Below are 25,319 nucleotides of genomic sequence, written 5' to 3'. Positions count from 1 at the left end.
CGTATCAACAGCTAAGAGGCTTGAAATACAATCGTCATAGCATATTATGACAGGCTACTCATTATATTCCTGATTGAAAATAACAGATAGCTCGTTGGCTGCCTCTTGCATGACAGGCACATAGCTCAGTAGCTCATCCAAAGATTTTCTGACAGTAGGACTATGAGTAAATACCGTAGCAAATGCGGGCTGTTCACCATTCGGAATCGGGACAGCACAGGCGACCATACCAGGAATAAACTCTTCATTATCTGTCCCTACCTGTGTCTTACGTACTTCAGCAATGGACGTCATGAGTTGTTTTTTGTCAGTCTGAGTATGGGTCGTGAGCGCCTGTAACGATAGTTTTTCTACAATAGGCTCGCACTTATTATCTGCCAACTGCGTCAATAGTAATTTACCACTGGCACAGGCCCAGATAGGTATATTGGTTCCGGTAGGTAACTGTATTTGGACAGGCCAGTCAGATATCACACGATCGATATACACCACTTCTAAGTCTTGCAACACCGCAATCCCTACCGACTCACCAATTTTGGCAGAAAGCTGTTGTAATACCGCCAACCTTTCCGCTTTAAAAGGACTGTTTTTCCACAGGTCTAAAGCTAGGTCATGCATTCTTTTTCCGCAGGTTACTTTTCCATGCAAATCCAATTGGACAAATTGAAGCGGTTGTAGCTGATTTAACAATCGGTACATACTAGGTACAGGGATGTCCAATGTTTCTGCTAAATCAATAACGCCCATAGGTTTAGCAGATTTGGCCAATACTTCTACGATTTGCAAAACTCGCTCGACGCTTGAGCCCTTTTTTTTGACATTGTTCATAGTTCAATTTGCATCCTTAACTGTGCGTTCAAGAATATCACTCATCATGTTCATCACATATTTCTGTATTCATATCTTGTCATATCGAAAGTGTTCTGATAAGTTACATAACGATAATCATAGTTCTCGATATATGAAATAAAATTATAAATAGCCATGCCAATATAAAACAAATAATAAACTTTTATTTGCTAAAAATAATAAAGCGTAAGAGGTTGTAATAATGTTAGATTTAGCAAATATGACGCCGACTGAAGTCAGAGCGTTAATCAGTAACAATGAACTTAACAAGCCGACGTCCGGCATGTGTAAAGGTCACATACAAGCAAACTTAGTCATAGTGCCCAAAAATTTGGCCTATGATTTTTTATTGTTTGCGCAAAGAAATCCAAAGGCTTGTCCTATTTTAGATGTAACAGATGTCGGTAGCGCAGAGCCACGTCTCATGGCAAAAGGCGCAGACTTGAGGTCTGATGTCCCAAAGTATCGGATATACAAATTTGGCGAATTAGTGGCTGAGGTGTCAGATCTAAAAGACTACTGGAGAGAGGATTTGGTCTGCTTTCTTTTAGGATGCAGTTTTTCCTTTGAGTCTGCCATGCTAAATGCGTCTATTCCTATTAGACATATCGAAGACAATCACAATGTGCCAATGTATATCACAAACATAGAGACTGAGCCTGCAGGACAGTTTCATGGGAAAATGGTGGTTAGCATGCGGCCAATACCTTATCCATTAATCACCAGAGCCGTCCAAGCCACCTCTCGATTTCCGCAAGTCCACGGCGCGCCTATTCATATCGGAGACCCTAGTGTCATCGGTATAACCGACATTCATGCGCCTGATTTTGGTGATGCATCCATCATAAAAGAAGGCGAAGTCCCTGTATTTTGGGCTTGCGGTGTGACGCCGCAAAGTATCGCTATGACTAGTAAGCCTGCGCTGATGATAACGCATTCACCAGGACATATGTTTATCTGCGACCCAAGAGATGAAGACTTGGCAGTTCTATAATTTCTGATGACAACAGCACTTTTAATACGCATAGAGATAATTAATTTCAAACTATTATTTTAATAAGCCAATCAATAAATTGTCACATATCGTTCAACAATCACACTTTACATACATCACTAGGTACGAATTTTTTATAAAAAATAATTATTCACTTTCACTCTAACGGAATAGCCAATCATATGAATATCAATTTCACGGATCTTGAAAAACTGATCAAACTTGCAGAATGCGCCGATATAAAATCTTTAGAAGTCACTGACGGTGATGCACGTATTTCTATCGTTTGCCAATCTGACGACAACCAAAGTAGCGGCAATCATATCGCTCATACTCCCAACCCAAGGGCCTCTCATTCAGAGCCTCAAACCGAAACCACTCAAAACAGTACGGATAATAATACCAATGTAGGCAGTGATCGTAGTGATGAAACTGTGACTACAGAGATGGAGAAATCCCAAGTAATAGCGCCTATGCTAGGTACGTTTTATCTTCGCTCTGAGCCGACAGCAGAAGTGTTTTTTCAGGTAGGAGATAAGGTGCAAGTAGGGCAGACACTATGCATCATTGAAGCCATGAAAATGATGTACGAGGTCAAAGCAGAAACTGCGTGTACGCTTAAAGAGATTTTGGTCGATGAAGGTGATGTTGTAGAGTACGCCCAGCCCTTATTTGTTATAGAGCCAAACAGTTAAAGCCACTCAATAGCCGCTCAATATTGTATAGACGCTGCACAAACACTGTATTTGACACTATATTTTTAAGGGAATAAACATGTTCACAAAAATCTTAATTGCCAATCGCGGCGAGATTGCTCTACGTATTATCCGAGCTTGCAAACAGCTGGGTATTAAGTCCGTCATTGCGCATTCTGAATCAGACAAAGACTCGTTACCCGTGCGCCTAGCCGATGAAGCAGTATGCATCGGGCCTGCCAATGCCACGCACAGTTATCTTAACCAACGAGCGATTGTGTCTGCTGCAAAGCTTACCAACGCGCAAGCCATCCATCCAGGCTATGGCTTTTTGTCTGAAAACGCAGACTTTGCGGCCTTGATTGAAGATTCAGGTCTCACGTTTATTGGTCCAACGGCTGACAATATCAGAAACATGGGCGACAAAGTTGAAGCCAAAAAACAAATGACAATGGCTGGCGTGCCCTGTGTGCCTGGTTCTGATGGCGCATTGCCTGCTGATTCAGAGCAAGTTATCAAGATTGCCAGTGAGGTCGGTTATCCAGTCATTATCAAGGCGGCAAGTGGTGGTGGTGGTCGTGGGATGCGCGTGGTCGAAAAAGAAGCTGACTTACTCTCTGCGATTTCTATGACGCAAACAGAAGCCAAAGCCAATTTTGGTAGCGCTATTGTTTATCTTGAAAAATACTTACAAGCACCTCGTCATATCGAAGTGCAAGTCATGTCTGATACTCACGGCAATGCTATATATTTAGGCGAGCGTGATTGCTCTATGCAGCGTCGTCATCAAAAAGTCATTGAAGAAGCGCCAGCACCCGGTATCACCGAAGAGCAGCGTCAGAAAATCGGTCAAGCCTGTGTCACAGCTTGTGAGCAAATGCAGTATAGAGGCGCAGGCACGTTTGAGTTTTTATATGAAAACGGCGAGTTCTTCTTTATCGAGATGAATACCCGTGTGCAAGTGGAGCACACCATCACTGAGATGGTGACGGGCGTCGATATTGTACAAGAGCAAATAAGAGTAGCTGCAGGGCTTCCATTGGCATACAAGCAAAGTGATATCGCCATTACCGGACACGCTTTTGAGTGCCGTATCAATGCCGAAAACGCGCAGACATTTTTGCCAAATGCGGGGCGCATAGACTACTGCCACATGCCAGCAGGGTTTGGTATCAGAGTGGATAGTCATGCTGAGTCGAACTACACCGTACCACCATCCTATGACAGTTTGATTGCCAAGATATGTGTACAAGACCGTTCAAGAGAAAAAGCGATAGAAAAAATGCGTGCGGCCTTATCGGAAGCGCAAATTACGGGCATTGATACCAATATTGGGCTGCATCAACGACTGTTTGAAGATGAGGTGTTTTGTGAAGGTCAAATGAGCATTCATTATCTAGAAGAGTGGATACAAGACAATATATAAATCAGTTCTTGCCCGCAAAAGTGAAAACCAAATCTGGCATTAGTGTCAGAATTAAGATAACAGATAATGGAGTGCGTGCTGATGGAACTACAATGGCAACTATGCAGTGAAACCAATCTAGCGTTGTTTTTTCCTAAACCAACCACCTTAGAAAAACAACAAAAATGCTGGGCTTTATCAGACAGCATCCAGAATATGCCAGAAGTCATCGAAGTGGTGATTGGCATGAATACGCTCAGTGTATTCATCGTGCCATTAACTTGGGCTGAGCTGAATACTTTCAAAGATAAGCTTTCAGACCTGCTCAATGATATCCCTTCAAAAACCATCCAAGGTAAGCACGTCGAGATACCAGTGCATTACGGCGGTAAGTATGGCCCCGATCTAGCGGCCATGGCGAATGACCTAAATCTCTCAGTTGAAGCCGTTGTCGATCTACATACCAAAGCCACTTATACCGTTTACTTTATCGGTTTTCAGCCAGGGTTTCCTTATCTTGGCGGCTTGTCTGAGTCCTTATACTTCCCAAGGCATGCTGTACCTAGAACCCAAGTGCCGGCAGGCTCAGTGGGTATCGGCGGCGAGCAGACAGGGGTTTATCCTTTTGAGTCTCCAGGCGGCTGGCAGTTACTAGGCCAGACGGATACTGCTTTATTTGATTTAACCAAGACCTCTCCGACGTTGCTTAACGCAGGTGATACTTTGACATTTAAAGCGATTGATATTCATCAATAAGCGATAAATAAAAGATGCATGAATCAAAAAGACAAATAAACAGGTGGTATCAATGAAAATTTTAACCGCAAGTGCCCTTGCAAGTATTCAAGATTCGGGACGACTGGGTTGCCGCAGTATGGGTGTGGGTAGAAATGGCGTAATGGACAGCTGGGCGCTACAAGCTGGTAACGCTTTGATGAAAAACGAAGCCAACGAACCCGCTATTGAAATAGCGCTCGGTGAGCTAACTATACAGTTTGAAGAAAGCGTCAGTTTTTGCTTAACAGGGGCTTTATACGAGGCGTATTTGGACGACGAGCGTATTCCTTGTTATTGGCGTATCAATGCGACAGCTGGGCAGACGCTCAAGCTTTTGCGTCCGCTACAAGGCATGTATACCTATTTATGTGTGCACGGTGGCTTTGATATCGAGCCAGTGTTGCAGTCAGTCAGCACCAATCTCAAAGCAGGATTTGGCGGATTTGAAGGCAGATATCTAAAAGCCGATGACAGCTTGGCAGTAAAGACTGAATCAAGTCTACCTGTGATTGGGGTGGCCCGTCTTGCGCCAACCGAGGTTATTCGAGTGATAAAAAGCAGTGAGTATGACTGCTTCACTGAGTCGTCTCAACAAGCTTTTGAAAATCAACCTTGGAAACTACAAACCAGTAGCAACCGCATGGGTTACCGCTTAGAAGGAGCTACAGCACTTGAATTTAGTAAGCCAGTAGAAATGAGCTCACATGGCGTTGATATTGGCATGATCCAAGTACCACCGCAAGGACAACCGATTGTCCTAATGGCAGACGGGCAAACGACGGGTGGCTATCCTAAAATCGCAACCGTGATTCAAGCAGACATAGGTCTGATGGCACAGATTAGATTTGGCAAAGCCTGTCAGTTCGTCGTTGTGTCGTTAGAGCAGGCGTTAAAGGAACAGCAAAACAGACAACATTACATCGATCAAATAAAGGAGTATGCCAATGAAAATTGATTTAAATGCTGATGTGGCTGAAGGCTGCGGGCAAGACGATAAGTTATTGACGATTGTTAGCTCAGCGAATGTCTGCTGCGGTCTTCATGCTGGGTCTTATGGCGAGATGCTAGCCACCTTGCAATTGGCAAAAGCAAACAACGTGAGCGTAGGCGCGCACCCTGGTCTAAACGATAGAGAGAATTTTGGCCGTATTCATCAGCCGTTAAGTGAAGCCGATTACCGTGCGTTATTGGTATATCAATTGGGCGCGACTAAAGCGCTCTGTGACTTGGTCGGCGTGACTTTGGACTATGTAAAACCGCATGGTGCGTTGTACAACCAAGCTGCAATCGATGAAAATTTATCAGATATTTTGGCGAGTGAAATCAAACGATTTGATCCAAATCTAAAAGTCATGGGTTTGTCCGGCGGCTATTTGGTAAAATCAGCCAAAAAACAGGGTTTAGCCTCGATATCAGAAGTGTTTGCCGATAGGAACTATGAAAAAGACGGCTCATTGGTCTCCCGCACTAAAGACAATGCGCTAATAACCGATACGGATGATGCGATTAAGCATGTATTGCAGATGATCACTGAAGGAACCGTCACCAGTGTTTGTGGTCAGACCGTACCCGTAGAGGCGCAAAGTATCTGCCTACATGGTGATGGTGAACACGCTATTTTATTCGCGCAAGAAATAAAGAAACAACTGGAACTCAAAGGTATCACTATATCTGCCCACTAAATATCCGCACGCTAGGGCATGTCCTCAATTCAATCGATGGTCATCTAAATGGGTTAAAAATGGCTAAATCTTGCCAAACAGCGTCAAATAGTTGACTAATATCTCGATATTATCTGCGCTATTTTCCTTGTTTGACTGCAATTTATCTCATTTTTACCACCATTTTTAAAATGAGGACACGCCCTAATCATTTGATTAAATTATCCCATATAGAACAAGGATGTTTATGAGCACCATAAAAAAACATAATACCGCCATTTTAGGCGCGGCCTTCCTGATGGCCACATCAGCAGTAGGGCCAGGGTTTTTGACCCAAACGGCCACATTTACCGAAAGCCTAATGGCAAGTTTTGGTTTTGTTATCTTAATCTCTATTGTTATGGACATCGGCGTCCAGCTTAACGTTTGGCGAGTAGTCGCGGTCTCCAAAAAACGTGCACAGGAAATCGCCAACTTGGTGTTTCCTGGTGTCGGTTACTTGCTCTCGTTCTTAATCATTGCGGGTGGTCTGGCTTTTAATATTGGTAATATTGGCGGTGCCGGACTTGGCATGCAGTCCATGTTCAACATGTCGCCCATCACAGGCGCCCTGATCAGTGGTGTGATTGCCGTCGCCATATTTTTAGGCCGAGAAACTGGGCCTATGATGGATAAGTTCGCTCAGTTAATGGGCTTTATCCTGATTGTATTGGTCATTTATGTGGTTTTCAAATCTGATCCACCATTAGCAGAAGCCGTCAGCAAAACGATCATGCCTGACAAAATTGATGCAGTGGCTATCGTGACGCTAGTCGGCGGTACGGTTGGCGGTTATATTACTTTCTCAGGTGCGCATCGCTTATTGGAAGCAGGTGTCAGCGGAGAAGAGAATTTAAAATCAGTGACCAGAAGCTCAGTCTCAGGTATTTTGATTGCCTCTGTTATTCGCGTATTTTTATTCCTTGCCGTATTAGGCGTGGTATCTCAAGGCTTTGCACTAGACCCAGCCAACCCAGCCATGTCGCCGTTTCAGTACATTCTAGGAAATGCGGGTAAAGTTATTTTTGGTATGGTGATTTGGGCGGCTTCTGTGACCTCGGTGATTGGTGCTGCTTATACCTCTGTGTCTTTTATGACCAACTTTCATCCGTTCATTGAGACTTATAAACGCTACTTCATTATTGGTTTCATCGTGATCTCAACGCTAGTGTTTGCCACTATCGGTAAACCGGCTCAAGTATTGGTATTGGTTGGTACGTTAAATGGCTTAGTGCTACCTATCGCCATGGTCATCATTCTGATTGCCGCCTACAGAAAAAATATCGTTGGCAATTATAAGCATCCGATTTGGATTGCGGCATTTGGTTGGTTAATCGCCATTGTGATGAGTATCCTAAGTGTCATGACCATTGCTAAATATCTGGGCATGAGTTAAAAAATTAAGATAAGGAATGTATTATGGATATAGAGCAAATAACACGTGTGGTCAAACTGGTTGAAAGCAGTCAGCTGCACGAAGTTACGATTGCAGACAACGGGCAATCTATTAGAGTGGTTAATAATCTAGGTACGCAGAATAATGTTAGCGCTAGTCCTATAGAGGCCACGTCTACTCATGAGCCTGAACAGACTGGTAGTGATGTCTTGCAAGTAGGTGCCACCTATGTAGGGCAGGTATACTTAAGTGAAGACGATGCAACAGACAATCTAGTCAAAGAAGGCGACCATATTCAAAAAGGTCAAACCGTTTGCTTCATTAATGAGTTGACCCGTTTGCAGCCCGTGATTAGTAATAAAGAAGGTGTGGTCACGGCTGTCTTGGTTGAAAGTGGCCAGAACGTTGAATACGGACAGCCTATTTTTGAGTTAGCTAGTAGTTAAAGAAAGACAGTTAACGTAGTTTTGATCAAATCAAAATATAAACCCTTTAAGCGTCATCTGTCGCTTAAAGGGTTTTTTATGTGCTGAGTATTATCATCGTTTGCGCAATGTTTTATCGCTAACTCTGTGAAAACTGAATTTTTTATGGAAATCGTGGTTTAATAGAATGTTAAGCGCGCTATCTAGCGCTTTGTTCGAATATACACTCTAAAGGAATGATAATGACAGTATGGCTACTAGCAATCGATCGAGAATATTCTTCTTATGAAGAATTGAAGTATAGGAAAGTTCTGGGGCAAGGTTGGTCGGCTATAGGAGACTTATCCCCTCTATTACCTGTTAAAAATGAGCAAAAATTTAGAGAAATTATTACCAATTTTGTTAGTTATGTTTATAACGACTGGACAGACAATCGAGATCCGAGTCGAATAATTTTGAACCTAACAAAATTTTCTAAAGATGATTATGTCATTTGCTGTGAAGGTGAGTCCGTTAGAGGGATTGCAAAGTTGACAGAGTCTGTTGAGTATCATTACGACAACCCAAAATTGTACGAATACTCTCAAGTTGTTTACCCTGTAACGAGCTGGGTAGATTTAAATGATAATGGCAACATTAAAATTAAGTCAATGGGGCCTGTTGGTATTCAAAAATATGGTGGCGACTTTGAGTATATTGCATCGTTCTTTAATCCAAAAATCTAAGAAGCTATTTAATACAGGAGAAAATAGTTTACTATTTTCCGTACGTCAAGAATTTTAGAAAACAATTACTCATCACTTATTAAGGTGTTATACGCCATTGATAATTCATACTGGTAAAGAGGGATTATGGAAAATTTGGAATTAGAGGACTGGAAAAATATTTTCAATATTGGCTTCTTTTTAGTTGTAGGTACAATTGGTATATTGTCTTATCTTCAAGCTCGGAAAACACTATTTTCTCCAATAAAAACTGAGATATTCAAGTTGCAAGTAGAGGAGTTTAAGAAAATCCTAGAGGCATTTAATTATAAGAATCAAAAACAATTTGATAAGGAAACAGGTATTCAAGAAGTATTTAATATAAACGCTTGTAAAATGCACTTGAATTACATCAACTGCTTTTTTAAAGATCAAGTTCAACCATCAGAGGAGTTTAGTAAGGAACTAGAAACTGCTGTTTATGGAACAGTCATTAGTAAAGAGAACTTTTTAAAAAATTTCAGGCATATATCTGTTGGTGAGGAAATGGAGGAAGTACCTCCCATAAGTGATCGCAATCCAGTAGAGCCTGCCTTGAAATTAGCAAAATGGCATGAATATGAGCAAGTGGAGGTAAATTATACTAAAAAGTATAACGATGCCATAGAAGAGCTTTCTAATCTAGCTTCGTCTCCTTTACTTCCAAAGGAGCTAGTAGAGAAAATCCATAAAATAATAGAGATAAACAGAAGTAACTTAACTCTTATAGGTGACGTTCTTACTGAAGCTGCGAAAAAAATGCCAACTCAATATACAACAATCGATCAGACCGTTAAATTTGATCCAACTTGGATTTGGAACGAATATAATTCTTCGCGTGAAAGTTTAGACCAAAGTGTTAATGATATTCTGAGCTACATCAATAAACACCTGAAAATAAATGAAATAATGAAGTAGTTACACAACAAGAGGTTAAGGTTGCCACCGTCCACTACTGGCACTGAGCTGACTATCAATACTTGAAAATCATGAATATTTACTTTTATTTTAGTTGTGCAAAACAGCATGATCTGACGTTTTAACGCCTTCTAAATTAGGAGATGCTCGTTAAGAACTCTATTTAGCTTGCCCAAGATCCTCTAAGATAGCGCAGTCTGCATTATCATCGCCTGCGCAATGATCAAAAGAATTCTGTAGCGAATTGACCATCTCTTGCAATTGGGCAATTTTTTGATTCAGCGTTTCGATATGCTCTTGTGTCAATTGCTTAACATCCGCGCTCTGACGATTGGCATTTTTGCGCAGATACAGTAACTCTTTCATTTGCTTGGATGAGAATCCCAAGTCACGAGAATGTCTCAAAAAGCATAAGTCGTCTATATCATCTTTAGAATACAAGCGATAACCTGAGTTCGAGCGATTTACTGTTTCTAGCAAGCCAATCTGCTCATAGTAGCGAATCATTTTGGTAGAGATACCTGATTGCTTTGATGCTTGACCAATATTCATATTTATCCTCCTAACTTAAAAAGGGACTTAAATAACAAAAGGGTTTAAATAACCTGTGTATTTAAACCCTATATGGATATCCTTTACGATTCTATATTCACTCTGTAATGACAGTTGCTTTGAAATACTTGAGACGTAACGTATTACCTAAGACAAAAACAGAAGATAGCGCCATGGCGGCTGCCGCAAAAATTGGTGAGAGCAGGATACCAAAGGCGGGATACAAGACACCTGCAGCAATCGGGATCAAAGCAACATTATAAATAAATGCCCAAGCCAGATTTTGTCTGATATTACTGATGGTGGCTTTACTCAAGGCAATCGCGGTAGGCACGCCTTGCAGACTACCTGACATTAGCACCACTTCAGCCGCCTCAATCGCCACGTCTGTGCCTGTACCAATGGCCAATCCAACATCGGATTGAGCCAATGCAGGGGCATCATTGATACCGTCACCAACAAATGCCACTCGGCCATATTGTTCTTGCAACTGGCGTATTGCATCTACCTTGCCTTCGGGTAATACTTCTGCTACTACCTGATCAATATTTAATTTTGCGGCAATCGCTTGGGCGGTATGGCGATTATCACCTGTAATCATGGCCACTTTTAAGCCTAACTGATGTAGTGCGGCGATGGCGGCATGAGTCGTCTCTTTAATAGGATCGGCAACGGCGATGATAGCGGCCAACTGCTGGTCAATCGATACATAGAGTGGGGTTTTACCTTCTTGCCCCAAACGTAGCGCATCTTGTTCAAAAGGCGCAACATCAAGCCCTAATTGTTGCATATAACGATCTGCGCCAATGTGGATCACTTGGCCTGCCACGTTTGCTTGAATACCCAAACCTGTCATCGCCTCAAAGTCAGTGATAGGCAGCAGTTGAATACTCTGTTGTTCTGCTGCTTGTACAATGGCTAAGGCAATGGGATGCTCAGACTTTGCTTCAACCGATGCCACCACACGTAAGACTTGTTCTTTCTCAAACCCTTGTTGGACTTGGAAATCTGTTAAGGTAGGTTTGCCTTCAGTCAATGTGCCTGTTTTATCAACGGCAACCACGCTCACATCCTGAAGCATTTGTAGCGCTTCGCCTTTACGGAATAGCACACCCAATTCTGCACCACGACCCGTACCGACCATAATAGAGGTGGGAGTGGCCAATCCCATTGCACAAGGGCAGGCTACAATGAGCACGGCAACCGCATTGATTAAACCAAAGGTTAAAGCAGGGTCAGGGCCAAAAATCAACCAAACTATAAAGGTTAATGCTGATAAAAACATCACCGCTGGTACAAACCACAGGGTGACTTTATCCACCAATGCTTGAATCGGTAATTTAGAGCCTTGGGCTTGTTCTACCATACGAATGATTTGCGCTAATACAGAATCTTTACCAATGGCCGTTGCTCGAATATTCACGGTACCGTTTTGATTGATAGTACCGCCGACCACTTGATCGCCGGCTTGTTTTTTCACAGGGACAGGTTCACCAGTAATCATAGATTCGTCAATATAACTATGGCCGTCAACGACTTCGCCATCGATAGGTACACGCTCGCCTGGACGAATCTCAACTATCATTTGTGCAGTGACGTCTTCTACAGGGACTTCACTGACTTTGCCATCTTGCTGTATACGGGCCGTCTTTGCCTGCATGCCTACTAAATGCTGAATGGCCCCAGAAGTACGACCTTTGGCTTTTGCTTCAAAATAACGACCTAATAATATCAAGCTCACAATCATGGCAGCGGCTTCGTAATAGACATGCACCGTGCCTTCAGGTAACGCTTGCGGGATAAAGGTCGCTATGAGGGAAAAGCCATACGCTGCGACAGTACCAATCGCCACTAGCGAATTCATATCTGGCGCAAAACGCAATAAGGCTGGCACGCCTTTTTGATAAAAGCGTCGGCCTGGAAAGAGTAATACCAATGTGGTCAAGACAAACTGTATCAACCAACTTTGCTGGGTGCCGAGGTTATTCACCACCCACATATGAAAGGCGGGAATCATATGCGAGCCCATTGCTAGAATGAATACGGGCAGTGACAACAGCGCAGAAAGCCCTAAATCTCGTTTAAGCTGATTTTGCTCTGAGGCTTTTTTATCTTGTCGATCACTTTGATCTTGTTCTACCAGTTTGGCCTCGTAGCCCGCTTTTTTAACGGCCTCAATCAATTCACTCGTTTGTATTTGCGCATCGCCTTTAATCCAAGCGCGTTCAGTCGCAAGGTTTACTGTGGCTTGTTGCACGCCAGCGACTTTGGCCAAAGATTTTTCTACCCGCCCAACGCAAGAGGCACAGCTCATGCCTTCAATGGATAGCTCGATAGGCTTGGTTTCAGTCACCTTATAGCCTGCGCGCTCTACTGCTTTGTTTAACTGGGCAACGTCTAAAGGCTGCGATGAATAAACAGTTGCCTGTTCAGTGGCAAGATTTACCTCAGCTTTTTCAACGTGCTCAATATTTTTTAACTGCTTTTCGATACGCCCGACACACGAGGCGCAACTCATGCCTTCAATGCTCAGCACTTCTTGATAAGTAGGGGCTTTATTATTTTTTGTTTTCATAACAACCTCTGTCGTTTTTAACTATATTTTTAATCTTATTTTCAAATCTATAGCGACAGCATATAGGTTGACATCATCGCTAGCACGCCAAGCGTATTTCTTTAAATACTTTTAAGCTCATTTATAATAGCGTCTTATATTTGGCGTTGAATACAAAATAGCTCAATTATGGTTTATTGTTGAAGGTGTGGCTGTATTAATTCTAAAATAGGGCAGGATAAATGGCTGATAATAAGATAAACTGCCCAGCGAGCGCTGATAGGGTTCGATAACTCTCGATAGCTCTAGATCAATTCACTGTATTTGGCTGCTAGCGAAGAAAATACAAATAATAATAAACGCGGCTATCAATGACAGAGTACGTCGTCAACAGCAGGTGATATCAGCACCGTTAACATAAAACATTTATACAAGACCATTGATATTAAGGCACATCACTATGGAAGAAGTACCAAATACGATAGAACAAAGACCCGTATTCATGCCCAAAGTCAACAGTGACAATTTGGTAAAAACGGATATGGTTATGTTTGAGCGGCATGTGGGATTTGCGACCAGACAAAAGAAAAAATCCATCAATGACCTACAACAAGTCATTCGCAAAAAGTATGGATTTAAGCACGTATTAGAGCTGTCCAGTAAGTCTGGAAATAAGCTGAGTTTTCCGCTAAGCCCGTTTAGTTTAAAGATTACTGATGAGCATGATGGCAATCCATATAGTGTCGAAAATGCTTTTCAAGCCAGTATGGTTTTTGAAGATGGTGGTCCTTATACAGATTTGCTAACAGTAGCGCCAAGACAAGCCAGAAAAGATGAGCGATTGATGACCTCGGGCGAGCTCATTGGCTACAACTACTTTGGTATGGAATGGGGCGTAGAGCCGTTAACGACATTTTATGACTGGCTGTACGTGAATGCGCTCAAGCAAAACCCTCAGCTGCATGAAGAAGTGATTCAATATCAAGGGTTTACTGATATTACCTTTAATCCTAAAAAATCTATCCATAGTGCAGCGTATGCGTTGGCGCTGTTTGTGGCACTGCATAAACGAGAGTTGCTCGATAATGTTGAAGACCCAATGGCATTCTATGACTTATGCAATAATTTTAAAATCAGCAATACTGAGCACCTGTTAGAAGAAGGTTGGATCTGATCGTCAAATCAGCTCGCTTAAGTTTGCTTAAACTAAAAGCTACGATACATGATGTGTCGTAGCTTTTTTATGTCTCTATATTTAGAGCTATATATTCTCATCCCAATACGGCGGCGTGCCATAGTAGTTGGTCATAAAGTCGATAAAGCATCTGACTTTGTGAGGTAGTAGTTTTCTATGGGCATAGACTGCATACAACCCCAAAGGGCTAGGTTCATATTCTGGCAACACTACAACCAACTTACCAGTACTTAATGCTTCGCTAGCAATGAAAGTCGGCTGTAATATCAATCCTCCGCCTGCAATAGCTGCTTCAACGAGTACGTCACCATTATTACTATGGAAAACGCTACGTTCTTTGAATTGTTTGGTCTTTAGGTATTTGTAGATTTGACCCTTAGTTTCTACATTCATATAGCTATAATGCAAATAGCGATGCGACTCTAGATCCTCAAGTTGCTTAGGGGTGCCATGATTTTTGAGGTACTCGGGCGAGGCGCATAATACCACGCGAATCGGAGCAATCTGCTTGGCGATAAGCGATGAGCTTTGGAGCTGTCCGATACGCAGGGCAATATCAAACCCTTCTTCAACGATATCTACTTTTCGATCACTCAACTGCAGATCAACGGTAACTGACGGATAGCGCTCCTGAAAATCAGTGATGAGTTTTGCCATATGCTTTAGGGCAAAGGAGACGGGCGCACTGATGCGCAGGACGCCTTTGGGATGCTGCTGTAAGCCGCCTAACTGCGATGCCATCTCATCAATACTCAATAAAATCTGCTGCGCGTGCGTAAAGTATTGACTGCCAGCTTCTGTCAGGCTGACTTTGCGTGTAGTACGGTTGAGCAGGCGAGTATGTAGTTCCTCCTCTAGCTTTGCTACATACTTGCTTACTAGCTGCGGCGAGAGCTGCATCGTAATAGCCGCTTTACTAAAGCTGCCTTCTGTCACTACCGCGACAAAAGCACGCATGGCATCGATTCTATCCATATCTGTCCCTATAATTCTCTCGATATCAAATTCATTATAAACAGTATGTTGATAATTATTCAATATAACTGAGCTTACTCTTTTATAGCGTTGATAGTAAAGTGTGCTTATATCATTTTCGACACTATTCATTTTAATCATACCTTATGGAGTAAGCATCAATGAAATCATCACTATTAGATACTATTTTGACATCAAAAGCTGGAGCAGCGGCCTTAGTTCTTCGTGTACCCGTTGGCCTGATTTTAGCAGCCCATGGCGCCCAAAAATTATTTGGTTGGTTTGGTGGCAATGGATTGGCAGGTACGGCTCAATGGTTAAGCAGTATGGGTATGGAACCTGGCTACTTAATGGCGATACTAGCAGGTGGTGCTGAGTTCTTCGGTGGTCTGGCTCTGGTATTAGGTTTGTTAACCAGACCAGCTGCTTTAGCCGCAGCCTTTACCATGTTAGTGGCTATTTTTTCTGTCCATATTAGCAATGGGCTATTTGCTGATAATGGCGGTTATGAATACGCGCTAACATTGATGGTAGCTACGCTTGCCCTAGCTATTCAAGGTGGCGGCTCCCTCAGTATGGATAAAGTATTATCAGAAAAATTAGACTAGGTTTTATAATTGTAAATGGGATTATTCAATTATTAGTGAATAAAGCCATTTGAAAATAGCCATTTAAGACAAGCAACAAGGGGAAAGCCATGACAACACTTTTATCTAATGAGCCAGTCAGCCAGCCTGTACTGTTTATACCGCATGGTGCAGGGCCTTGTTTTTTTATGGATTGGCAACCAGCGGATACGTGGTATGAGATGGCAACGTTTTTAAAGGGCATTTCTACTCGTTTACCTGAGCTACCAAAGGCTATCTTAATCATTAGTGCGCATTGGCAGACGGCTGAATTTAGTATCACCGCTGGCAAGCAACCTGATCTCATTTATGATTATTATGGCTTTCCTGAACATACTTATAGTTTGACTTATCCAGCCTCAGGCGCGCCAGCATTGGCAGAGCAAGTCAGTAGTCTACTGACAAAGGCAAGGGTAGGTAATAAACAAGATGCGGAGCGCGGTTTTGATCATGGCGTATTTATACCGCTTAAGCTAATGTTCCCTGAGGCAGATATTCCAGTGGTGCAGCTATCTTTGCGTCATGATTTAGACCCGAAGGCGCATTTAGCTGCTGGTCAAGCACTGGCATCACTGCGTACAGAGGGTGTGCTAATCGTCGGTAGCGGCATGAGCTTTCATAATATGCGTGGTTATGGTGATACTAGTTTTACTGAACCATCAGAGCGTTTTGATGAATGGCTAACGAATACTGTGGAATTAGCAGATTCGGATAAACGACTTGCGGCATTGGCCAATTGGAAAAATGCGCCTCACGCGCTTGACTCACATCCGTTAGGGGCAGAGGAGCATTTGTTGCCGCTTATGATAGCGGTGGGTGCAGCAGGACGTGACAAAGGGCACAAGGTTTACTCCCAGCAAGTGCTAAAAACGCAGTTGTCTGCTTTTCAGTTTGGGTAAGTATTCTAAAAAGCATAGATCACAGTGTTTCAGCGTAATTGTCAAAAATAAAACAACCTTTGAATCTCAGAATCAAAGGTTGTTTTAGGTTGATAGAGCAGTTATTAACAACCTATCAAAATAAGAGATAACGTCGCTTATTATTCATACTTTGCCATTACATTATTTCCGTCAAGTTCAAATTTAAAGACTTTCGATGTCGTTTCAAGGTTGGCTATAGCTAAGTCAATTATTATAGATTTCGTAATTGCTCGATTAACCAACGATGTATGCCACTGTCAGCAGTACGTGGATGCCATGCTGCGATGACCTTAAAAGTAGGCGGCAATGCTTCCACCTCAAGTTCTTTGACCTTACTGCTCGGCAATAATCGCGAAGGATAAAACGCAATCATGTCAGTCGTGTGCAAAATATCTGGTACAGCCGAAAAGCTAGGAACCGACATCACAATATTTCGTTTTAGACCTTTTTCTGCAAACCATTGATCATGAGAGCCGCGTAAATTAGCACGCGAGGGTGACACGACTAGCTGCGCGTGTGCAGCCACTTGCGACAGCGTCAATGGCTCTGTGGCAAAGGTATTTTCACAACCCGTCACGCATAAATGTTGCTCTTCAAATAAAGTCACATATGATAAGTTATCAGGGATAAATTCAGGGAAGGTAATCAACAAATCAAGCTCGCCTGCTGCAATCAGCTGATTGATATTGTCCGAGGCAAAATCACGGACGATCAGCTTCAGATCAGGTGCGTCGCGTCGCGTAATATTAAACAATTGCGGTAATAATGCCTGCGTCGCATAGTCAGTCGCACTAATCGTAAATATGCCTTTGTATGTGTGCGGCATAAAAATCTCTGGCTCTAACAAATCTTCCAACTGCTTTAATATATGGTCAATAGGTTGCTGCATCGATAGCGCTTTTGGTGTTGCCACCATGCTATTGCCTTGACGAATAAACAAACGATCATCAAATACCTCACGTAACTTGCGTAACTGCTCACTGATGGCTTGTTGGGTCAGCCCCATTTTGCGTGCGACTTGCGACAAGTTTTTTAGATCAAGTAGCGCCTGCAATACTCTAAGTTGCTTGATATCGAGCCGATTCATACCATTCATAATTTCATACCATTAATAATTGTATCTTAAACAAGAAACGGTTGTTTCTAATTGTACCTGCAAAACGCTATGCTGACCAACATTGCTTAAGTAGCCACTAAATGAGCTATTAAGCATTAAAACAGGCTCAATACATTCAATAATAAGCCATCAGCTGCTTTAAAAGAGATACTTATGACACAAACTATTCCAGATACAAAGACATTATTTTCCTCTGTAGAACTTGGGCCTTATACGCTCAACAACCGTATCGTAATGCCGCCATTGACACGCTCTCGTAGCACGCAACCTGACAATATCCCTAATGACTTAATGGCCAGCTATTATGCACAGCGTGCGTCAGCAGGCTTTATGGTGACGGAAGGTACGCAGATTGAGCCAAGAGGTCAAGGTTATGCTTGGACGCCAGGTATCCATTCATCAGCCCAAGTTGAAGGTTGGAAAAAAGTCACGCAAGCAGTACATGACAAAGGCGGTATTATTTTTGCTCAGCTTTGGCATGTAGGCCGTGTGTCGCACACCAGCTTGCAGCCTAATGGTGCTCAGCCGGTAGGGCCGTCTGATATTACCGCTGATAACGTCAAAGTATTTATTGAAACAGGTCCAGGTGCAGGTGCATTGGCTGATCCAAGTGAGCCACGCGCTCTCAGTACCGATGAAGTTGGTGAGTTGGTAACGATGTATGCGGCCGCTGCGCGCAATGCATTGGAGGCGGGTTTTGATGGGGTAGAGCTGCATTGTGCTAACGGTTATTTGGTCAATCAGTTTATCTCTGAGCACACCAATCACCGTGATGATCAATATGGTGGGTCGTTGACCAATCGTTTGCGCTTCTTAAAAGAAATCGTCGCTGCTGTCAGTGATGTGGTGGGTGCTGATCGTTTAGGCGTACGCTTTGCGCCATTATTTGCGAGTACGGATGAGACGCGCGTGTATTTAGGCTTGGTAGAGTCAGATCCCCATCATACCTATGTCGAAGCAGTCAAATTGCTTGAGCAAGCGGGTATTGCTTATTTGTCCATTGCAGAAGCTGATTGGGATAATGCGCCTGATTTACCAGACACTTTTTATCAAGCAGTCAGAGAAGAGTTTTCAGGCCGTATTATTTATGCTGGCAAGTACACGGTACAAAAAGCTGTGAACATTTTAGAAAAAGGCTACGGTGATTTATTCGCGTTTGGTCGTCCTTTTATCGCCAATCCTGATCTGCCAGAGCGTATTGCCAATAACTGGCCATTGAATGAAGTAGATCCTACCACGATGTATGGTGGTACTGATGTGGGCTACAGTGATTATCCTTACTATCAAGAATAGCAAAGTACATAAACAGTGACTGAGATAAGGCCATTAATACTAATGGCCTTATTTTCATTTATAAATTTGTGACTTGTTGGATATTCACAGACAGTCAATCTTTAAGCGACAATTATTGTTTTTGTCGCTTAAAGGTTTTTCTTTTATCGTTTTATCAATAGGTAGTAGGCAATGAATCAGAATTCCAAAGACAGACTTATACGCATATTGATAGGATATGTCGGACTTTATCCAACGCTCCTAATCGTATTGACGTTATTGAAGCCTGTGACCCAAGGATTAAGCCTGCCAGTGGTGGTATTAATTGAAACGATAATACTTGTTCCACTGACACAGTTGGTGTCTTTCCCACTAGCAGGCTGGGTCATTGAGCGTCTGAGCAGAAAAAAGTAATCGCTTTTCGCAGCGTTCACTGGTACACCATTCTCTTATTCAAGCTCATCAATCAACTGCTTCATTTCATCAATTTCACGTTTTTGTGCTTTTATAATATCATCAGCAAGCTGTTGCACACGCGGATCTTCAATATCAGCGCGGCTACTGGTGAGAATGGCAATCGAGTGATGCGGTATCATCGCCTGCATCCAATCGACTTGATCGACAGTCGCTTGAGATCTAACGCCCCAGATACCAACTGCAAACATCAATACACTTAGACCATAGATCATCAAATTGACCTTGGTCTTCTTATACATATCGGTCATAAATGCCAACATGACGACTGCCATACCGGCACCCATGTATAGCGCCATATAAGCTCGGGTTTCACTAAAGTAAATGTGATCCCACTGGTAGGTATTGAAGTACATCATGATATACATGATGACAGTCGATGTCAGAATCATTAAGGTAAATTTTACATAAGGGTTCATATTTTTTTGCTTAGCAGCTTCCATGATATGACCTCCATTGTTTTGTTAAATTAAAATGGGTAGACAGTTAAAACCAGAATTTAACCCCCGCAGTCAAACTATTGCTATCAACTGATTCATTTTCTTGACGTCGTTGGCCACGAGCCTTGCCAAGCGCTGTCTCATAACTAACACCTACATAAGGAGCTAGCTGGCGACTGAATGTCTCGTAAGTCAGCCTGACCTCAGTTTCCATCTCATTAAAGCCTTTGGTAATACCATTATCATGGTCATCTTTACTAAAGGCAGTCAGTCCAACCTCCGGTATGACTACCCAATGCTGATCCAAACGCCATTCGTACTCTGCGCCCAGATCAAGACGAAGTTGACCATCGGTATATAAGTAGGCTCTCGCATCCGTTTCTATAAAATAAGGCGCGGTACCGACAATACCTGCCATTACGGCAGCGTTGTCGTTTTCAGTATCGTAAGCGACACCAGCTTCACCATTCCAAAAAATACTTAGTGGTTTCCAATAGGCAAGGGAGCTTAAGCTATCGATTTCTTTATCATCTTTAGTCTGAGCACTACCTTCCGTGCGTAGTCTTATACGATTGCTATCAGTACCGTACCAACCCGTCGACTCGAAGTTGATTTGATCTTCATCAAACTGATAACCCAAATCGTCTACTGAGACTCCCCATAATGGCATGCTGCCCATCATCATGGGCTTACCATACTGCCCGTATGAAACCCCATTTGAATAGTCTGGACTGCGAGCATCAGCTGGTGGCTGCCCACCTTGCATGCCCGACATATCCATACCAGACATATCCATGCCACTGTGGTCCATATCAGACATATCACCCGACATATCCATGCCGCTATGATCCATACCAGACATATCAGCAGCCGTTGCAAACGATGATGTGAGCAAGACTAGCGATGACAAACCAATGAATGACAGATTTTTCTTAGATATTTTCATAATAAGCCTCATATTCGAAGGTTTGTTAAACGACGGCAACTTCTCTAAACATGCCAGCTTCCATGTGATAAAGCAGATGGCAATGCCACGCCCATCGTCCAAACTCTCCTGTCACATCAAAGCTAATCTTTTGCGCAGGCTGTACCACAATCGTATGTTTACGTACCTGAAAGTCTCCAGATGGCGTGCGCAAGTCGCTCCACATACCATGCAGGTGCATCGGATGGTTCATCATGGTGTCATTGACTAAGGTAATACGTACGCGTTCGTTTGGCTTAATATTGACAGGCGTTGCATCCTTAAACATGACACCATCTAACGCCCAAATATAGCGCTCCATGTTACCCGTTAAATGTAGCTCGATCTCTCGGGTAGGCTTACGCTGCTCTGCAAATATGGCCTCATCGACAGAGTGCAGCTGACTATAATTCAGCACGTCACGATTGATATTACGCAGGTTAATACCGGGATCATCTAGGTTCATACGTGGACTGTCGACACGCATATCAGATTTAAAGTCATACTCGGTCTTAGCATGCTTTGCTTTGTAGCCTTTATCACCCATCGCACCCATCATATCGGCCATGGTCAACCATTCGATCTTGTCCATAGCCGGTATGGCAGCTCGCGCACCTTTTTTGGTCGCAAGCGTGGTCGCAACATAGCCTGAACGATCGATATTTTGGGCAAATATCGTATGTGCGTCTTGAGTAGGCGTGACGATGACATCATAGGTCTCAGCCACGCCAATGCGGAAATCATCAATCGCAACGGGTGCGACATCAATACCATCTGTTGCTACTACAGTCATCTTGAGACCCGGTATACGCACATCAAAGATGGTTTGCGCTGAAGCATTGATAAATCGTAATTTAACGGGCTGTCCTGCTTTCACTACCTGCATCCAATTGGCTGCTGTGGTCTTACCATTCATCAGATAGGTAAAGGTCTTTTCGCCAGACAAATCAGTAAAATCCGTCGGCATCATGCGCATCTGATTCCACATTTTGCGCTTGTCATAAACGGCTTCTAAATCTGTTGCGGCAATATCAGACAATAGTTTTTTGAAATCTGGCAGATGATAATTATCAAAGTCAGCGCGCTGTTTGAGCAACTTCAAGAGATTGTGCGGATCGCGGTGCGTCCAATCACTCAGCACGATCACATGGTCTTCTGCGACTGGATGACGCTCACGGCCTTTTGGTTCAATGACAATAGCACCGAGCATACCGGTTTGCTCTTGAAAGCCACTGTGTGAGTGATACCAATAGGTGCCTGATTGTTTAAGTTTGAATTTATAGGTAAAGGTGCTGTTCGCAGGAATACCATCGAAGCTAATACCTGGTACGCCATCCATCTCAAATGGGACGAGCAGACCATGCCAATGAATAGAGGTTGACTCATTCATCTGATTATGAACACGGATAGTTACGGTATCGCCTTCACGCATCTTTAGCGTTGGTGCTGGCAATGAGTCATTAATCAGCGTCGCCATACTCGACTTGCCATTGACAGTGACAGGCTTCTTGCTGACATACAAATCAAACTCATTCCCAGTTAAGATAGGTACGATATGGTCGGCTTTATCACTGTTGACGGCTACATTCTGCTGGCCTTTACCGAGCGCACTATTGGCAATAGACGGGAGGGTGGACAGCATGGATGCCCCTAACAAGGTAGAAGATCCTGTCAAAAAACGCCTGCGATTAAGCATAGTTTTGTTCATAATAATTCACCTGATTTATATCCATAAAGTGAGAGTTGAGTCTATATTTATCAGCTAAGCCTATGTCTTTGGCCGCTTATTAATAGAGCGGGATAATCTATCTAAATGACAACCAAGCTAGAGTTGCTGCTGCGGTGTGTCAATCGTTGCATAAATAGCTGTTGAGCCATCTTTGTTAAGCTGCATCACTTTATATGGCATAAATTTATCTTGGTATTCCATACCTGGGCTACCGACTGGCATGCTCGGTACAGCAAGTCCGATCGCATCACTTGGCGGGTTTTTTAGGAACTGCGCCATATACTTAGCAGGAACATGACCTTCGAAAACGTAGCCATCAGTAGTGACGGTGGTATGGCAAGAGCGCATTTGCTGCGGTACGCTGTATCGCTCTTTAAACAAGGACACGTCTTCGACATTCTGTGCGGTTGCGTTTAGACCATGACCTTCGGCATAACCGACCCATTCTTTGCAGCAGCCACAATTGGCATCTTTATAAACGGTGGCTGAGATGTTTTTTAGGATAGTTGATTGGGTATCTGAAGGAGCGCTGACTGGCATTATTTCAGCTGTTGGTTGCTCCGTTTGCGTAGTTTGCACGTTTTGCGTAGCAATAGTTGGCTCAGTCGCTGGTGTTGAGTCAGCAGCGGAATTAGGTTGACTACACGCAGCAATCGTTAACGATAATGGCAATACCACGATCGCCGAGAGCACACGGCCAGATATCTGATGATGTTCATTAATAAATCTATTGGTATAGCGTCTCATAAAACTACTCCCGAGCGTCTGTCTGACGATTAAATATTATAAAAATTAGAGCCACATCACTGGACAAAATAGTGCTAGCAAAGCTTAAAACTCAAATCGCAAAAAGTAGCACTATTGAGCACTGCATTTTTTACAAAAAATCAATGTTGCATTTCGGATCCATCACCTGACATATCCATCTCACCATCAAACGACATATCCAACATACTATCGTCTAGCCGAGTCGTTAGCATGGTATATTGGTTTTCATTTAAGTCAGGTAGCGATCTAATAAAAGCGACCATCGCCCACATCCTGTCATCATCGTGAGTAGCGCCCCAAGCGGGCATGCCAGACGCCATAATGCCATGTTTAATCGCCCAAAAGCTTTGTCTGGCACCAGCCTCATTTTGATAGCGCTTAACGATATTTGCCTCAGTAAAGTTAGGAGGCTTTGGGTACATACCGCTATTTAAATCTGTGCTGTTGACGCCGGGAGACAAATGACAGCCAGCACACATATCTTTATAATCTGCGCCGCCCGAGCTGATCATCTCCGCCTTTTTTAAATTGGGAACTAAAATATTCTTACTGGCATGTTCAATTGAGCGTGTGCGGGCAGTTTCTAAAAAATCGTAAACCAGCGGACTATGAGCTCGATCAGCACCGATATTTATCATGCCGCTAGTCACCGTAATAAAAATACCTGTAATAGCGACAAAGACAGTAAAAAGTATTCCTAACAAGAACTTCATAGGTTTGTCCTAAAAATCCATTTTCTTTAATATCCCATTACTGCTTGATCAGCTTCTCTGACAATATAGTCAAGTCTATATAAATCCGCTACAGCGTCATCCTCGCTAAGCATACTAATGTATAACTTGCTCTCGGTTTCCTTGTATCGAAATTATATTGAACTGACTATAGTGTTGAACTTATAAATTGATATTTAAGAGTCGCTATCGCTGCTCACACAGTGCTTTTGGTACATCGCTTTCATTTTGCTCATGTTAGCCATCATAGCTTTCATAGCAGGATCATTCATATCCATTTTGCTATGATCCATTTTTTGCATCATCTGCATATGCTTTTGCATTTTCTCACAGTTCATTTGATCTTTGTCAGCATGCATTTTTGGGTCGTGTGCCAAAGCAGAGGTTGAAACAACTAAGGCTATAGCAGTTGCTATGATTGATTTAGACAGTGGCGTTGATTTGAGCAGTGGCATTGATTTGAATAGTGACATGGTAAATCCTTATTTGATTTGGTATGTAGTCGAAAAGACTTTAAGATATTAAGTTACTTTAAAGCATACTTTAGTGATTCTGACAGAGAGATGACGGTAAGATTACAATTCTGTCATCTTAATATTTATGGTTTTTAATGTTGTCAGTAATCCTTTAGTATGACATCAGAGCTGATATCACTTATCGCTACCATATTTGTTGATGAAATATTTTTCAGACTGTAGATGTTGATCTTTGTGTTCAATCTCACAAGCCACTCTCGCATCGATATAGCTTTTCATTTGTGAATTTGAGAGCTGAGCATCGTTATGATCCAAGTTTTTTGCAAACTCAGTCACAGCATCGCAGCTATTGATGATTGAAGTGCTTAGATCAGTCGTATGCGCATTGGCAGTGGTAGTACCAATAAGTGCAGAGACTGATAGCAATACTGCTTTTTTGAATGAACCATGAATTTTCATATAAAACCTCTTTTGTAAGTTGTTTACATTGATTACCGATAAAAATAATTCATCGTAGCTAAGTATTGAAACGAGCAGCTATTTATCGTTTATGTAGGTTAGCAAAATAAAACTGACAGTCTGATTACGAGCACATGACATCTTTGTCAGCTACCAGTCAATGTT

At 42.7% G+C, this 25,319-nt stretch carries 27 protein-coding genes; 15 read left to right on the top strand and 12 right to left on the bottom strand.

Annotated features, from left to right (window positions below; genetic code table 11):
• Positions 1 to 54 precede the first annotated feature (54 nt).
• The gene (locus I3254_RS08990; protein WP_238052617.1) at positions 55 to 828 is read right to left on the bottom strand and encodes an IclR family transcriptional regulator; all 774 of its coding nucleotides are present in this window, start codon (positions 826 to 828) and stop codon (positions 55 to 57) included.
• A gap of 223 nt (positions 829 to 1,051) precedes the next feature.
• Here I3254_RS08990 and I3254_RS08985 point away from each other — a divergent pair, with 223 nt between their 5' ends.
• The 10 genes from I3254_RS08985 (at position 1,052) to I3254_RS08940 (ending at position 9,902) form a co-directional block, all read left to right on the top strand.
• Positions 1,052 to 1,843, top strand: a complete 792-nt coding sequence (locus tag I3254_RS08985) for a putative hydro-lyase (RefSeq protein ID WP_238052616.1) — start codon at positions 1,052 to 1,054, stop codon at positions 1,841 to 1,843.
• 182 nt (positions 1,844 to 2,025) lie between these two features.
• Positions 2,026 to 2,538 (top strand): acetyl-CoA carboxylase biotin carboxyl carrier protein, encoded by a 513-nt coding sequence (gene accB / locus I3254_RS08980; RefSeq protein ID WP_102090636.1) that lies wholly within the window; start codon positions 2,026 to 2,028, stop codon positions 2,536 to 2,538.
• Positions 2,539 to 2,617: 79 nt separating this feature from the next.
• On the top strand, positions 2,618 to 3,964 hold the full coding sequence (gene accC / locus I3254_RS08975) for an acetyl-CoA carboxylase biotin carboxylase subunit (RefSeq protein WP_201572346.1): 1,347 nt from the start codon (positions 2,618 to 2,620) through the stop codon (positions 3,962 to 3,964).
• Between the two features lie 81 nt (positions 3,965 to 4,045).
• Positions 4,046 to 4,699, top strand: coding sequence for a 5-oxoprolinase subunit PxpB (gene pxpB, locus I3254_RS08970; RefSeq protein WP_238052615.1), 654 nt, complete (start codon positions 4,046 to 4,048; stop codon positions 4,697 to 4,699).
• Between the two features lie 52 nt (positions 4,700 to 4,751).
• Positions 4,752 to 5,675, top strand: a complete 924-nt coding sequence (locus I3254_RS08965) for a biotin-dependent carboxyltransferase family protein (RefSeq protein ID WP_238052614.1) — start codon at positions 4,752 to 4,754, stop codon at positions 5,673 to 5,675.
• Positions 5,665 to 6,402: a 5-oxoprolinase subunit PxpA gene (pxpA, locus tag I3254_RS08960; RefSeq protein WP_238052613.1), complete on the top strand. Its 738-nt coding sequence runs from the start codon at positions 5,665 to 5,667 to the stop codon at positions 6,400 to 6,402. Before I3254_RS08965 ends, pxpA begins: the two co-directional genes overlap by 11 nt.
• Positions 6,403 to 6,628: 226 nt before the next feature.
• The gene (locus I3254_RS08955; RefSeq protein WP_238052612.1) at positions 6,629 to 7,816 is read left to right on the top strand and encodes an NRAMP family divalent metal transporter; all 1,188 of its coding nucleotides are present in this window, start codon (positions 6,629 to 6,631) and stop codon (positions 7,814 to 7,816) included.
• 23 nt (positions 7,817 to 7,839) lie between these two features.
• Positions 7,840 to 8,262, top strand: a complete 423-nt coding sequence (locus I3254_RS08950) for an acetyl-CoA carboxylase biotin carboxyl carrier protein subunit (RefSeq protein ID WP_238052611.1) — start codon at positions 7,840 to 7,842, stop codon at positions 8,260 to 8,262.
• Between the two features lie 221 nt (positions 8,263 to 8,483).
• A complete protein-coding gene (locus I3254_RS08945; protein WP_238052610.1) occupies positions 8,484 to 8,966 on the top strand; it encodes a hypothetical protein in 483 nt (160 codons plus the stop codon).
• A 126-nt stretch (positions 8,967 to 9,092) separates the two neighbouring features.
• Positions 9,093 to 9,902: a hypothetical protein gene (locus I3254_RS08940; protein WP_238052609.1), complete on the top strand. Its 810-nt coding sequence runs from the start codon at positions 9,093 to 9,095 to the stop codon at positions 9,900 to 9,902.
• A 159-nt stretch (positions 9,903 to 10,061) separates the two neighbouring features.
• On the opposite strand, the gene cueR is transcribed toward I3254_RS08940, so the two are convergent.
• Together cueR and I3254_RS08930 are read right to left on the bottom strand one after the other, a co-directional pair.
• A complete protein-coding gene (gene cueR, locus I3254_RS08935) occupies positions 10,062 to 10,454 on the bottom strand; it encodes a Cu(I)-responsive transcriptional regulator (RefSeq protein WP_110923448.1) in 393 nt (130 codons plus the stop codon).
• Positions 10,455 to 10,551: 97 nt separating this feature from the next.
• Positions 10,552 to 13,029 carry a heavy metal translocating P-type ATPase gene (locus I3254_RS08930; RefSeq protein WP_238052608.1) on the bottom strand — a complete coding sequence of 826 codons (2,478 nt, stop codon included), beginning with the start codon at positions 13,027 to 13,029 and terminating at the stop codon, positions 10,552 to 10,554.
• Positions 13,030 to 13,468: 439 nt separating this feature from the next.
• Between I3254_RS08930 and I3254_RS08925 the strand changes: the two genes are divergently transcribed.
• Positions 13,469 to 14,182, top strand: coding sequence for a hypothetical protein (locus I3254_RS08925; RefSeq protein WP_238052607.1), 714 nt, complete (start codon positions 13,469 to 13,471; stop codon positions 14,180 to 14,182).
• An 87-nt stretch (positions 14,183 to 14,269) separates the two neighbouring features.
• On the opposite strand, the gene I3254_RS08920 is transcribed toward I3254_RS08925, so the two are convergent.
• The gene (locus tag I3254_RS08920; RefSeq protein ID WP_238052606.1) at positions 14,270 to 15,178 is read right to left on the bottom strand and encodes a LysR family transcriptional regulator; all 909 of its coding nucleotides are present in this window, start codon (positions 15,176 to 15,178) and stop codon (positions 14,270 to 14,272) included.
• A 161-nt stretch (positions 15,179 to 15,339) separates the two neighbouring features.
• On the opposite strand from I3254_RS08920, the gene I3254_RS08915 reads away from it, so the two are divergent.
• Both I3254_RS08915 and I3254_RS08910 read left to right on the top strand, forming a co-directional pair.
• Entirely contained in the window at positions 15,340 to 15,786 is a 447-nt protein-coding gene (locus I3254_RS08915; RefSeq protein WP_201572330.1) for a DoxX family protein, read from the top strand.
• 89 nt (positions 15,787 to 15,875) lie between these two features.
• Positions 15,876 to 16,703 carry a class III extradiol ring-cleavage dioxygenase gene (locus I3254_RS08910; RefSeq protein ID WP_238052605.1) on the top strand — a complete coding sequence of 276 codons (828 nt, stop codon included), beginning with the start codon at positions 15,876 to 15,878 and terminating at the stop codon, positions 16,701 to 16,703.
• A 232-nt stretch (positions 16,704 to 16,935) separates the two neighbouring features.
• On the opposite strand, the gene I3254_RS08905 is transcribed toward I3254_RS08910, so the two are convergent.
• Positions 16,936 to 17,820 (bottom strand): LysR family transcriptional regulator, encoded by an 885-nt coding sequence (locus tag I3254_RS08905; RefSeq protein WP_238052604.1) that lies wholly within the window; start codon positions 17,818 to 17,820, stop codon positions 16,936 to 16,938.
• A 186-nt stretch (positions 17,821 to 18,006) separates the two neighbouring features.
• On the opposite strand from I3254_RS08905, the gene I3254_RS08900 reads away from it, so the two are divergent.
• Together I3254_RS08900 and I3254_RS08895 are read left to right on the top strand one after the other, a co-directional pair.
• On the top strand, positions 18,007 to 19,134 hold the full coding sequence (locus I3254_RS08900) for an alkene reductase (protein ID WP_238052665.1): 1,128 nt from the start codon (positions 18,007 to 18,009) through the stop codon (positions 19,132 to 19,134).
• A 171-nt stretch (positions 19,135 to 19,305) separates the two neighbouring features.
• Positions 19,306 to 19,527, top strand: coding sequence for a hypothetical protein (locus I3254_RS08895; protein WP_057760053.1), 222 nt, complete (start codon positions 19,306 to 19,308; stop codon positions 19,525 to 19,527).
• Between the two features lie 35 nt (positions 19,528 to 19,562).
• On the opposite strand, the gene I3254_RS08890 is transcribed toward I3254_RS08895, so the two are convergent.
• From I3254_RS08890 to I3254_RS08860, 7 genes are all read right to left on the bottom strand, one after another.
• The gene (locus tag I3254_RS08890) at positions 19,563 to 20,030 is read right to left on the bottom strand and encodes a DUF305 domain-containing protein (RefSeq protein ID WP_238052603.1); all 468 of its coding nucleotides are present in this window, start codon (positions 20,028 to 20,030) and stop codon (positions 19,563 to 19,565) included.
• A gap of 43 nt (positions 20,031 to 20,073) precedes the next feature.
• A complete protein-coding gene (locus I3254_RS08885; RefSeq protein WP_238052602.1) occupies positions 20,074 to 20,973 on the bottom strand; it encodes a copper resistance protein B in 900 nt (299 codons plus the stop codon).
• A 25-nt stretch (positions 20,974 to 20,998) separates the two neighbouring features.
• Positions 20,999 to 22,699: a copper resistance system multicopper oxidase gene (locus tag I3254_RS08880; protein ID WP_269117530.1), complete on the bottom strand. Its 1,701-nt coding sequence runs from the start codon at positions 22,697 to 22,699 to the stop codon at positions 20,999 to 21,001.
• Between the two features lie 117 nt (positions 22,700 to 22,816).
• Positions 22,817 to 23,467: a DUF411 domain-containing protein gene (locus I3254_RS08875; RefSeq protein ID WP_238052601.1), complete on the bottom strand. Its 651-nt coding sequence runs from the start codon at positions 23,465 to 23,467 to the stop codon at positions 22,817 to 22,819.
• A gap of 140 nt (positions 23,468 to 23,607) precedes the next feature.
• Positions 23,608 to 24,201 carry a cytochrome c gene (locus I3254_RS08870; protein WP_238052600.1) on the bottom strand — a complete coding sequence of 198 codons (594 nt, stop codon included), beginning with the start codon at positions 24,199 to 24,201 and terminating at the stop codon, positions 23,608 to 23,610.
• 194 nt (positions 24,202 to 24,395) lie between these two features.
• Positions 24,396 to 24,692 (bottom strand): hypothetical protein, encoded by a 297-nt coding sequence (locus tag I3254_RS08865; protein WP_238052599.1) that lies wholly within the window; start codon positions 24,690 to 24,692, stop codon positions 24,396 to 24,398.
• 177 nt (positions 24,693 to 24,869) lie between these two features.
• Positions 24,870 to 25,154 (bottom strand): hypothetical protein, encoded by a 285-nt coding sequence (locus I3254_RS08860; protein ID WP_238052598.1) that lies wholly within the window; start codon positions 25,152 to 25,154, stop codon positions 24,870 to 24,872.
• Between the last annotated feature and the right edge of the window lie 165 nt (positions 25,155 to 25,319).

The sequence above is a fragment of the Psychrobacter sp. Ps2 genome, assembly GCF_022129405.1.
GTDB lineage: Bacteria > Pseudomonadota > Gammaproteobacteria > Pseudomonadales > Moraxellaceae > Psychrobacter.
Note: the sequence above shows the minus strand (reverse complement) of the source record. Positions and strands in the feature narration are given on the sequence as shown.

Coding starts and splice junctions, on each gene's coding strand:
- I3254_RS08930 (WP_238052608.1), bottom strand. CDS start 13,029: ATGAAAACAAAAAATAATAAAGCCCCTACTTATCAAGAAGTGCTGAGC.
- I3254_RS08985 (WP_238052616.1), top strand. CDS start 1,052: ATGTTAGATTTAGCAAATATGACGCCGACTGAAGTCAGAGCGTTAATC.
- I3254_RS08885 (WP_238052602.1), bottom strand. CDS start 20,973: ATGAAAATATCTAAGAAAAATCTGTCATTCATTGGTTTGTCATCGCTA.
- I3254_RS08905 (WP_238052604.1), bottom strand. CDS start 17,820: ATGAATGGTATGAATCGGCTCGATATCAAGCAACTTAGAGTATTGCAG.
- I3254_RS08895 (WP_057760053.1), top strand. CDS start 19,306: ATGAATCAGAATTCCAAAGACAGACTTATACGCATATTGATAGGATAT.
- I3254_RS08870 (WP_238052600.1), bottom strand. CDS start 24,201: ATGAAGTTCTTGTTAGGAATACTTTTTACTGTCTTTGTCGCTATTACA.
- I3254_RS08950 (WP_238052611.1), top strand. CDS start 7,840: ATGGATATAGAGCAAATAACACGTGTGGTCAAACTGGTTGAAAGCAGT.
- I3254_RS08940 (WP_238052609.1), top strand. CDS start 9,093: ATGGAAAATTTGGAATTAGAGGACTGGAAAAATATTTTCAATATTGGC.
- I3254_RS08865 (WP_238052599.1), bottom strand. CDS start 24,692: ATGTCACTATTCAAATCAATGCCACTGCTCAAATCAACGCCACTGTCT.
- I3254_RS08890 (WP_238052603.1), bottom strand. CDS start 20,030: ATGGAAGCTGCTAAGCAAAAAAATATGAACCCTTATGTAAAATTTACC.
- pxpB (WP_238052615.1), top strand. CDS start 4,046: ATGGAACTACAATGGCAACTATGCAGTGAAACCAATCTAGCGTTGTTT.
- I3254_RS08910 (WP_238052605.1), top strand. CDS start 15,876: ATGACAACACTTTTATCTAATGAGCCAGTCAGCCAGCCTGTACTGTTT.
- I3254_RS08925 (WP_238052607.1), top strand. CDS start 13,469: ATGGAAGAAGTACCAAATACGATAGAACAAAGACCCGTATTCATGCCC.
- I3254_RS08875 (WP_238052601.1), bottom strand. CDS start 23,467: ATGAGACGCTATACCAATAGATTTATTAATGAACATCATCAGATATCT.
- I3254_RS08945 (WP_238052610.1), top strand. CDS start 8,484: ATGACAGTATGGCTACTAGCAATCGATCGAGAATATTCTTCTTATGAA.
- I3254_RS08920 (WP_238052606.1), bottom strand. CDS start 15,178: ATGGATAGAATCGATGCCATGCGTGCTTTTGTCGCGGTAGTGACAGAA.
- I3254_RS08955 (WP_238052612.1), top strand. CDS start 6,629: ATGAGCACCATAAAAAAACATAATACCGCCATTTTAGGCGCGGCCTTC.
- pxpA (WP_238052613.1), top strand. CDS start 5,665: ATGAAAATTGATTTAAATGCTGATGTGGCTGAAGGCTGCGGGCAAGAC.
- accC (WP_201572346.1), top strand. CDS start 2,618: ATGTTCACAAAAATCTTAATTGCCAATCGCGGCGAGATTGCTCTACGT.
- I3254_RS08990 (WP_238052617.1), bottom strand. CDS start 828: ATGAACAATGTCAAAAAAAAGGGCTCAAGCGTCGAGCGAGTTTTGCAA.
- I3254_RS08880 (WP_269117530.1), bottom strand. CDS start 22,699: ATGAACAAAACTATGCTTAATCGCAGGCGTTTTTTGACAGGATCTTCT.
- accB (WP_102090636.1), top strand. CDS start 2,026: ATGAATATCAATTTCACGGATCTTGAAAAACTGATCAAACTTGCAGAA.
- I3254_RS08915 (WP_201572330.1), top strand. CDS start 15,340: ATGAAATCATCACTATTAGATACTATTTTGACATCAAAAGCTGGAGCA.
- I3254_RS08860 (WP_238052598.1), bottom strand. CDS start 25,154: ATGAAAATTCATGGTTCATTCAAAAAAGCAGTATTGCTATCAGTCTCT.
- cueR (WP_110923448.1), bottom strand. CDS start 10,454: ATGAATATTGGTCAAGCATCAAAGCAATCAGGTATCTCTACCAAAATG.
- I3254_RS08965 (WP_238052614.1), top strand. CDS start 4,752: ATGAAAATTTTAACCGCAAGTGCCCTTGCAAGTATTCAAGATTCGGGA.